The organism is Salipiger sp. PrR002, assembly GCF_010500775.1.
Lineage (GTDB): Bacteria > Pseudomonadota > Alphaproteobacteria > Rhodobacterales > Rhodobacteraceae > Salipiger.
In genome coordinates this window covers 1-4,343 of record NZ_JAAGOU010000073.1, presented here as the reverse complement: position 1 = coordinate 4,343, position 4,343 = coordinate 1, and the positions used below count along the sequence as shown (strand labels likewise).

Sequence of the window (4,343 nt, the reverse complement as noted above, 5' to 3'; positions counted from 1 at the left end):
GCCGTCGCTCTAGCCGCCCTCGTCATCTACTGGTTATGAATCCTGACCCTAGAAATCAATGATCGAGAGTTCTGATGTCGCATCGATTTGCTCCAAAATTTCAGAAAGAATGACCGCAACGGTGCCGTAATGTCCCGCGCTGCGGAGCCACATGCTCCGCAGCTACACATTGCACTCAAGCAGTGATTAAACGCTGCGAGCTACGCAGCCTCGGATTTTGACAGCACACTTTGAACCAACGCCTCAAGGGCCTGTACATGCGTACGCGACGGGCCTGTTACGTCTAGAGTGGCGACAACCAGGTTCTCTTTCGCACCTGCAGTGGCGATAGCATAGCAGGTGCGAATTGGATCGGGCGGCAAATCGCCGTGATGTGGATAGAGCAGCATTACGTTCTGGCACCGATATAGTTGGCTGTAAGCCATCAACTGGTACACGTCAGCTTGGCTGACACCCTGCTTCGGGTCGTCAATGCGAGGCGACATCCTTTTCCACTTGGTGTCGATGACAAGCACTGTCCGATCGCCTTGGCGAATGATGAGGTCCGGCTTGGTCCGAAAGCGCCCTGTACTCTCTTCGAACAGGCAGTCTCGGTGGCCGCCTTGCGCTGAGACACGGTACCCGCTGCCTGACAGGGCCTTGGTCAGCAATTTGGCAACGTATTGCTCGAACAGCGCATTCATTTCGAACAAAAGCGCATGACCGTCGATGGCGCCTGCGCTCGTCTGTTGATGCCTGTCGGTGAGAAGCAACCGAGCGAACGATAGGAGTTCACTCCAACGCTGGTTTGTCCTATCCAAAGTGATCTGGTCCCAACGCAGCGCGGCGACAGGAACCCGGGTCACGTCCGAATACGCAAATTCAATTTCGCGCAACAGCCGCTGATTGTCGGCAGCCTGAGCCAGCCGCTGCAATCGGGAAACAGCCGCGCGCATAACCTGGTTCAGCGGAATGTCGAACGACAGTTCATCATAACTGCAGGCAAGCCTTTGCGGTGAAACCGCATGACGTGAAAACTGCCGGGTGATGTCGAGCCGCCCGCGCAGCGCAGAAAGGTCATCGGCATGTTCCAAGTATCGACGCGGCAACCCCATGCGCACCGCCTCCAGCAGGCGCGTACAGAAAAGTCGGATGAGCAGTTCCAGGACAGTGTCCTTTTGCCAACCGAGCTGCGTCATGGCACCAGTATCGATCCGCAAATCATGGACGACTGCCAGCATGTGGATCAGACGGCGACGGAGCGCATCGTCAGTGGCCTCATGCTCCCCAAGGCCTTCTATCTTTGGAAGAATCTCCAACTGACACCCCGGCGCCGCGATCACGCCCACCACCCCCCGCGCACGCAACGCCTTGCGACCGTGTTCAAGAACACCTTCCCCACCGCGCCCGGCAAATGCGGAACTCGCTGCGACCGCGGCAATGCGATCGGCCTCTGCCTGTGGGATGGTCGCCTCGTCATCACCATAGCCGATGCGCTGCCACTCACGGAGCGTGCGGCGGATCATGACCCAAGCAATCTGGAGTAATCAAAGCCCTCCGCAGTGCTACGGACAGCCCATCGGAAACGAGGCATTGCTTCGCCGTTGTCGAGCCCTGGCGGTGCTTTCAAAACCGAGCGTTTGAGGAAACCGCCGTCGAAGGTCCCTTCATGAGTCTCCAGATCCCCCAGGACTGCAGCGATCTTGGCCCAATCTTCGAAGAAGTATTCTGCCAGAAGAGGAATAACCTTGTGGCGCATCACCTCGTCCACGTCAGCTAGCGTCTGGCAGCCGGCAAAGTAGGCATGCCCTATCTGGTGATCGCGATCATAGAGATACTCTACCCGCTCGTTGATCGTCGTTAGAAGGAGCGCCAAGTCGATCCCGGTGCGGGCCCCGGCATCGTCAAGATGCTTCCCATCGGGCATGAGCTCACGAAAGGTGAAGCGTCGTCGGAGTGCCGTATCGAGCAGAGCAATAGAGCGGTCTGCGGTGTTCATCGTGCCAACGATATGCAGGTTCGACGGAACACCAAAGTCATCCCCCGAATACGGCAGACGCACCTTGATCTCGTTCGGTTGGCCAAGTCGCTTATCCGGCTCAAGCAGCGTGATCAGCTCTCCAAAAACCTTCGAAATATTCGCGCGGTTGATTTCGTCGATGATCAGGACGAAGGGCTCGGGCTCCGACGGGCCATCGCTTTGCTGGCTGTTCATGTAGCGCTCGAGGGCAGGTACATTGAGCTCGACAACATTGAGCTTGTAAATCGGCTGCTGCTGAAAATTCTTGGCATAAATCTCGTTTACTGAAACTCCATCTCGATCGTTCCAGAGCCAACGAACGGCACGACGATGAGCATAGCCACCTTCCGCGCGAGGAGAAAACTCATACCCACCCGTAAACACTCCGATGGCTCGAAAACGTAAGTTACCTTTGGAAACGATGACGATGTCGCCTTCATTTACCTCATTTCTGAACGTGAAGGGCGCCTGCACTTCGCCATTTCTCGGCCCGATATTTGCATGTCGATCGTCGAGATTTCTGCAAGCTTGCATAATAGCTTGGCGGTTCGCAAACTTTTCGCCGGACCAATCTATATCTTCGTAGCCCAGCAGGGTGTAATTGCCTTGAATAGCCTCCTCGAAAAGGTGCGCATCTTCAGGATTGTTCGCTTCGCCGATCGACATCTTGAAAACCTGACGGTCGCCAAGACGGACAGCCTCCCCTGCTGACGATCGCCCCCGACTGGTCTCGGCCCGTTTCGCTATGCGACGGAAAATGCCCGGAACGGTTTCCAGCCTGAACCCGGCCGTTGAAGTACCGCCACCCTCATCCGTCCCGGTCATAGGCTGCCGCCCTTCGACGAACTCTTCATATGCCATGGACTGATGGAACGTGACAAACTCAATCCGCCCCGCAGCCAACAAACCTTGGTAAGTGACCATGAGATCGTCACGGTCTTCTGGCACCGGCTCTCCACACAGACGGACGGATTCGGCCATAGTACTGAACGTTTTCCCGGTGCCCGGTGGTCCGTAGAGGATCAGATTGCTAGCTGCTGGACGTTGAACCTGCTGGGCAATGGTCATCTCATTCTCTATTTGATCTTGCATTTCATGAATGCGACCCTCGGCGGGCACTCCAATATTTTTCGCGATGTCGGGTGCGAGTTTATATCGAACGAGCTTACCATTGCCGTAGGTCAGATAGTTTACCGGCCCACCGGTGATGGCCTTGACCCTTGATGCGAGTCCCTCGATCAACATTGCCCTTGCCACATCAACTATGCTTTCGGTCTCCTGCGCTTCGTCTGCTTTATTACCTGCCCCTTTGGGCTTAATCCTATAAGCTGAGACGCCACTTGACCGATTAAAATTCTTTACTGGCTGATATCTGTTCCCGGTCGCATCGAAAAGGGTGAACGGGCGCGCATTCTCGGAAGTCGACAGCGCGTCCAATTGGAAGCGAAAAACCGTTGCAGAGCTTTGGTCCGCTCCCAACCGCTCCGGGGGACTTACATTTGCGAGGTCCTGAAACATCTTTCCAGCCAGTGCCTGACAGATATTTGGCCAAGCTGCATTTAGATCAAGCGCAGTGTTTACGTCACTAACCAAGACGTCGACATGCGATGCATTCTCTTCTCGAGCCGGTTCGATGTACTGTTCCAGAACATGCTGACGAATTCGATCTGCGTCCTTGGTGGCGCCTGGGGACTCGCCAGAGATAAATCGACCATATTGCCCCAGCCAACTAGCCCAACTTGCGAGTCTATTAAGCGGCTTCTCGGACTTTGGCATTAATATGCGGTAATCCTGCCCTCCTTCTCGAGCATCACTACGCATATCCTTGAGACGTTGCTTCAGCGCGGAGAATTGATCCGCCCGCCATGCTTGTTCGAGTGTTTCATAAGACATTCCAAGCGGCCCCAGGTTGCGTTCGATAGTCTGAACAGCATAGGTCCGCGTATTTCTTGCATCTTCAGCCTTGGCCCCGCCCTGCTCCAGCCAAGTCTTGAATTCTTTTTCTTTCAAAAGGTTCCCCTGAGACCGAATTACTGCCATCCAACTCGAAGGCCACGTTATCGGGAAACCACCTCAGCGCAAACAGTTCGCATGAGATCCTCGCGACACTGCTCTGCCAATCCCTATGCTTTCGCTAGACTTCTGCCTCGTTCGTTGTTGTCGCACGTCTCAATCGCGCCACGCCACTTCATGATGTGCGGTCAGCAAGCGAGCGTCTCGTTCCCTCAGACCGCAGGACACGTCAGCGCGTAGGAACACACGCCCCCTACCCGCTGTTGACAATGGAAGCGGCTGAGCTGACCCCACCGAGTGGTCCGGGTTAAATGCTAATGCATGGTCGGCC

The 4,343-nt window shown here is 55.5% G+C and carries 2 protein-coding genes; both read right to left on the bottom strand.

What is annotated here, in order from left to right:
* Nucleotides 1-200: 200 nt before the first annotated feature.
* The gene (locus G0A00_RS26045) at nucleotides 201-1,505 is read right to left on the bottom strand and encodes an McrC family protein (RefSeq protein ID WP_164185572.1); all 1,305 of its coding nucleotides are present in this window, start codon (nucleotides 1,503-1,505) and stop codon (nucleotides 201-203) included.
* Nucleotides 1,502-4,009, bottom strand: coding sequence for an AAA family ATPase (locus G0A00_RS26040; protein WP_235953396.1), 2,508 nt, complete (start codon nucleotides 4,007-4,009; stop codon nucleotides 1,502-1,504). Before G0A00_RS26040 ends, G0A00_RS26045 begins: the two co-directional genes overlap by 4 nt.
* Nucleotides 4,010-4,343: the final 334 nt, after the last annotated feature.